The organism is Mesorhizobium sp. M7A.F.Ca.US.002.01.1.1, from assembly GCF_004022955.1.
Lineage (GTDB): Bacteria > Pseudomonadota > Alphaproteobacteria > Rhizobiales > Rhizobiaceae > Mesorhizobium > Mesorhizobium ciceri.
The window spans coordinates 1-4,677 of the sequence record NZ_RZQE01000462.1; the positions used below are offsets into that span (position 1 = coordinate 1).

A 4,677-nucleotide genomic window follows, 5' to 3' on the forward strand; every position below is an offset into this window, starting at 1 on the left:
CTATGGCAGCGTGCTTGCCGGGCGTACCGCCAACATCGTCAAGGCCGAGATCGCCGGCAAAGGCACGTTCTACCGCGTGCGCGTTCCGGCCCAGTCACGCAATGACGCGATCAATTTGTGCACCAGCTACAAGGCCGCCGGCGGCAACTGCTTCGTCTCGCGCTAAAGCCGGAGCCAACCGATTGAAAGCCGGCGCGGTCACCGCGCCGGCTTTTTTCATGGGGAAAGCATATCCGGCGTTGCCGTGGATGAATCCCTGGCGATTCCCTTTGATCGCACAAAGCCCTAAACTGCCGACATGACCGAATCAAAATCCATGATCCTCGGCTGCGCCGGGAAATCGCTCACCCGCGAAGAAATCAATTTCTATCGCAATGAATGCCCGTGGGCCTTCATCCTGTTTGCGCGCAACATCGGCGAGACCGAACAGATCCGCGATCTGGTCGCCGAGATGCGAGACTGCATAGGGCGTCCGGACGCGCTGGTGTTCATCGATCAGGAAGGCGGCCGTGTGCAGCGCTTGCGGCCGCCGCTGGCGCCGAATTATCCCGCCGGCGGCGCGCTGGGCGCGCTGTGGCGCGACGATCATGATGCCGGCGCCCGCGCGGCCTGGCTGATGGCGCGGCTGCATGCTTTCGATCTGTTACGCTACGGCATCACAGCCGATTGCCTGCCGGTGCTCGACGTGCCGATCGAAGGCGCCAGCGATGTCATCGGCGCGCGTGCCTACGGCAAGGACCCGCGACCCGTGATCGAGCTCGGCCGCGCAGCCGCGGAAGGGCTGATATCGGGCGGCGTGCTGCCGGTCATGAAGCATATTCCGGGCCATGGACGTGCCTTTGCCGACACGCATTTTGAACTGCCAGTGGTCAATGCCTCGCTCAGTGATCTGCAGCGGCATGATTTCGCCCCGTTCAAGGAGCTTAGCCATCTGCCGATGGCGATGACTGCGCATGTCGTCTACAGCGCGATCGACCCTAACAATCCGGCGACCACCTCCGGCAAGGTCATCGACGAGATCATCCGGCGCGAAATCGGCTTCGACGGACTGCTGATGAGCGACGACACATCGATGAAGGCACTTTCTGGGGATTTCCCGACAAAGGCGGCCTCGATCCTTGCGGCGGGCTGCGATCTGGTCCTTCACTGCAACGGCGTTTTCGAGGAGATGGCCGGCATCGCATCGCGCACCACTGGGCTTGAGGGCACGTCGCTGGAGCGCGCCAAGCGGGCGCTGACCTATATAAAGGACCGTGACACGGTCGAAGAAACCGAAATACGCGCCGAATTCGCCACCTACTTCGATGCGGTGGCATAGCAAGGGAAAGTGACAGGCAGTGGCGGAGACATTGGAAAGCAAGGCCGCGAAGGCCGCACCGATGGACCGTCTGTGGGCCGAAAATGACGATTCACGCGTCACCGGCGACCCGTCGCTGGTCGTCGACGTGGCCGGCTTCGAAGGTCCGCTCGATCTTCTGCTGCATCTTGCCCGCACCCAGAAAGTCGATCTGGCGCGCATTTCGATCCTGGCGCTGGTCGAGCAATATCTGACCTTTGTCGAGACGGCGAGGGCGCTCAGGCTGGAGCTTGCCGCCGACTATCTGGTGATGGCGGCATGGCTGGCCTTCCTCAAGTCCAAGCTCCTGATCCCCAAGCAGCCAGGCGACGAGGGCGAAAGCGGCGAGGAACTGGCGGCGGTGCTGCAGTTCCGACTGAAGCGGCTGGAAGCCATGCGCGACGCCTCGGCGCGTCTGGTCAACCGCAACCGGCTCGGCCGCGACGTGTTCGCGCGCGGCATGCCGGAAATGGTCATCATCGAAAAGCGCAACGCCTATTCTGCCTCGCTCTACGATCTCTTGACCGCCTATGCCCAGCAGCGCCAGAAGCAGGCGATCAACAATGTGACCATCGCCAGGCGCGGTGTCTGGTCGCTCAAGGACGCGCGCGACATCCTGACCCGCCTTGTGGGAGCCGTGAGCGACTGGACGACGATGGAGAGTTTTCTGATCGCGTACATGACCAGTCCCGAGGAGCGGCGCACGGCGATCGCGAGCTCGTTCGCTGCCACGCTGGAACTGGTGCGCGAAGGCAAGATGGATGTGCGGCAGGATCAGACGTTCGCGCCGATCTACCTGCGCGGCCGAACGCAGACAATCAAGGCAGTCGAGGTGGCATCATGAGCGAACGCGCCAACGCTTCGGTTGTCCCGTTCAAAGTCGGCGATGAACCCGAAGAGGGCCCGCTTTCCCAGGATCCGGCCGAGCAGCAGCTACAAAACCCGGCCGAGCGACTGCATCTGGCCGAGGCTGTGCGCATGGCCGAGGCGATCGTGTTCGCCAGCGCCGAACCCGTCAGCGAAAAGCAGCTTGCGGCACGCCTGCCGGACGGCATCAACATCGCCCTGGCCATGGCCGAACTGCAGCAGATCTATGCGCGACGCGGCGTCAATCTGGTGCGTGTCGGCGATGCCTGGGCGTTCCGCACCGCCGGCGACCTGGCTTTCCTGATGAGCAGGGATACCGTCCAGCAAAGGAAGCTCTCCCGCGCGGCCCTCGAAGTGCTGGCGATCATCGCCTATCACCAGCCGGTGACGCGTGCCGAGATCGAGGACATCCGCGGCGTCGAAACCTCGAAAGGCACGCTCGACACGCTGCTGGAAACGGAATGGGTGCGCATGCGCGGTCGGCGAAAGACACCCGGACGCCCGGTCACCTACGGCACCACGGAGACCTTCCTCGACCATTTCGCGCTGGAAGAGATCCGCGATCTTCCCGGCATGGAGGAACTGAAGGGGGCCGGCCTGCTTTCGGGCCGCATGCCGTCGAATTTCTCCATTCCGCAGCCGCCGGCCGATCCCGATGCATTGACCGACGACGAGGATGCGCTGACCGATATCGATCTCGAGGAACTCGGCCTGCTGACGCCGCGCGTCACGGAAGATTGACTGGCGTTGGCGGCCGATCTGTCGAGGATGCGCGGATTCGTAGCGGGGCCGCCACGTCGAAAATGCGTGACATCCGCCACCCTTTCATAAACTCTGTCGCAGTTGTGTTTGAATCCCAACGCGAAAACGCATAGATCATCGCCAGGGAAAACATTCGAGAGAGATTTGCTATGGGTTCATTTTCGATTTGGCACTGGATGATCGTGCTGGTGATCGTGCTTTTGGTGTTCGGCCGCGGCAAGATTCCCGAGCTGATGGGCGACATGGCCAAGGGCATCAAGAGCTTCAAGAAGGGCATGGCCGACGACGACGTTGCCGAAGACAAGCGCACCGTCGAACATCGTGCCGACGAGACCGTTGCGGCCGCGAAGGAAAAGGCCAGCAAGAGCTGAGCCCAAAGGTTCTAGTCGGAACAGAGTGTCATGTTTGAAGTCGGCTGGACCGAAATGCTGGTCATCGCGATCGTCATGATCGTGGTCGTCGGGCCCAAGGATTTGCCCAATATGCTGCGCACCTTCGGCCGCACGACGGCGAAGCTGCGCGCCATGGCATCCGATTTCCAGAAACAGTTCAACGAGGCGCTGAAGGAAGCCGAGCTCGACGACGTCAAGAAGTCCGTCGACGAGCTCAGGGGCATGAGCCCGATGGCCGAGATCAGGAAGCAGCTCAATCCGTTCGAACAGGCCGCGGCCGACGTTCGCTCCGGCGTCGACGCGGCGATGAAGCCGAAGCCGGCAGCCGATCCGGCAACGCCAGCCGCTTCGACCCCGCAGGCGGCCGAGCCGCTGAAGAACGGTGCAACGACCATGCCCGGCGTCAACGGACCGGAAGCAGCGCCGGCAGCGCCGATTTTCCCGGCGATGACCGACGAATCGGTGGCGACGTCATCGGTGCCGACGACACCCGTCGTGGCGCCGATGGCGTCCACGGCGAAGAAGGCAGCCAAGCCTGCACCGTCAAGGGCGACGCCGGCTATAAAGGCTTCGGCAAATGGCGCTAAAGCTCCTGCAAAAACGGTCACCGCTAAGGCCACGCCTGCGCCCAAGGTGCCAGCGAAGCCGGTGACGGCGGCAATGCCTGAAACGCCCAGGGCCAAGACGCCCGCTGCGGCCAAGGTGATCGCGTCCAAGACCGTAGCGACCAAGACGGGGGCGAAAATCGAACCGAAACCTGCTGCGGCCAAGAAGCCGGCGGCCAAGAAGACGGCTGGAGCCGCCAAGTGAGCGTTTCGGACACCGAAAAGGACGAGATCGAGAAATCGTCGGCGCCGCTGATGGAGCATCTGATCGAGCTGCGCCGGCGGCTGATCTGGTCGCTGGGCGGTTTCTTCGTTGCCTTCCTGGTCTGTTTCTTCTTCGCCAAGAAGCTGTTCAACCTTCTGGTCGTCCCGTTCAAATGGGCGACGCAGTGGGCAGGCCTCGATCCGCACAAGGTCGAGCTGATCTACACGGCGCCGCAGGAATTCTTCTTCACGCAGGTCAAGCTCGCCATGTTCGGCGGCATGGTGATCGCCTTTCCGCTGATCGCCACGCAGATCTACAAATTCATCGCGCCCGGCCTCTACAAGAACGAGCGCAACGCCTTCCTGCCGTTCCTGATCGCGTCGCCAATCCTGTTCCTGATGGGTGCGTCGCTGGTCTATTTCTTCTTCACGCCGATGGTGATGTGGTTCTTCCTCGCCATGCAGCAGGCCGGCACCGACGATCAGGTGCAGATTTCGCTGCTGCCAAAGG

The 4,677-nt window shown here is 62.5% G+C and carries 7 protein-coding genes; all 7 read left to right on the plus strand.

What is annotated here, in order from left to right; translation table 11 throughout:
* Nucleotides 1–10 precede the first annotated feature (10 nt).
* Entirely contained in the window at nt 11–166 is a 156-nt protein-coding gene (locus EN932_RS39605) for an SPOR domain-containing protein (RefSeq protein WP_281058726.1), read from the plus strand.
* 132 nt (nt 167–298) lie between these two features.
* The gene (gene nagZ / locus EN932_RS29630) at nt 299–1,318 is read left to right on the plus strand and encodes a beta-N-acetylhexosaminidase (protein WP_013531292.1); all 1,020 of its coding nucleotides are present in this window, start codon (nt 299–301) and stop codon (nt 1,316–1,318) included.
* A gap of 61 nt (nt 1,319–1,379) precedes the next feature.
* Nucleotides 1,380–2,180 carry a ScpA family protein gene (locus EN932_RS29635; RefSeq protein ID WP_013531293.1) on the plus strand — a complete coding sequence of 267 codons (801 nt, stop codon included), beginning with the start codon at nt 1,380–1,382 and terminating at the stop codon, nt 2,178–2,180.
* Nucleotides 2,177–2,944: an SMC-Scp complex subunit ScpB gene (gene scpB / locus EN932_RS29640; protein ID WP_013531294.1), complete on the plus strand. Its 768-nt coding sequence runs from the start codon at nt 2,177–2,179 to the stop codon at nt 2,942–2,944. Before EN932_RS29635 ends, scpB begins: the two co-directional genes overlap by 4 nt.
* Nucleotides 2,945–3,114: 170 nt before the next feature.
* The gene (locus EN932_RS29645; RefSeq protein WP_013531295.1) at nt 3,115–3,336 is read left to right on the plus strand and encodes a twin-arginine translocase TatA/TatE family subunit; all 222 of its coding nucleotides are present in this window, start codon (nt 3,115–3,117) and stop codon (nt 3,334–3,336) included.
* Nucleotides 3,337–3,366: 30 nt separating this feature from the next.
* Nucleotides 3,367–4,167: a Sec-independent protein translocase protein TatB gene (gene tatB / locus EN932_RS29650; protein WP_128369281.1), complete on the plus strand. Its 801-nt coding sequence runs from the start codon at nt 3,367–3,369 to the stop codon at nt 4,165–4,167.
* On the plus strand, nt 4,164–4,677 hold a 514-nt coding region (locus EN932_RS29655; protein WP_164890676.1), incomplete at its 3' end, for a twin-arginine translocase subunit TatC. The genes tatB and EN932_RS29655, both read left to right, overlap by 4 nt.

Bases quoted from the DNA above. Each gene is read 5' to 3' on its own strand.
- tatB (WP_128369281.1), top strand. From the start codon at position 3,367: ATGTTTGAAGTCGGCTGGACCGAAATGCTGGTCATCGCGATCGTCATG.
- EN932_RS29635 (WP_013531293.1), top strand. From the start codon at position 1,380: ATGGACCGTCTGTGGGCCGAAAATGACGATTCACGCGTCACCGGCGAC.
- scpB (WP_013531294.1), top strand. From the start codon at position 2,177: ATGAGCGAACGCGCCAACGCTTCGGTTGTCCCGTTCAAAGTCGGCGAT.
- nagZ (WP_013531292.1), top strand. From the start codon at position 299: ATGACCGAATCAAAATCCATGATCCTCGGCTGCGCCGGGAAATCGCTC.
- EN932_RS29645 (WP_013531295.1), top strand. From the start codon at position 3,115: ATGGGTTCATTTTCGATTTGGCACTGGATGATCGTGCTGGTGATCGTG.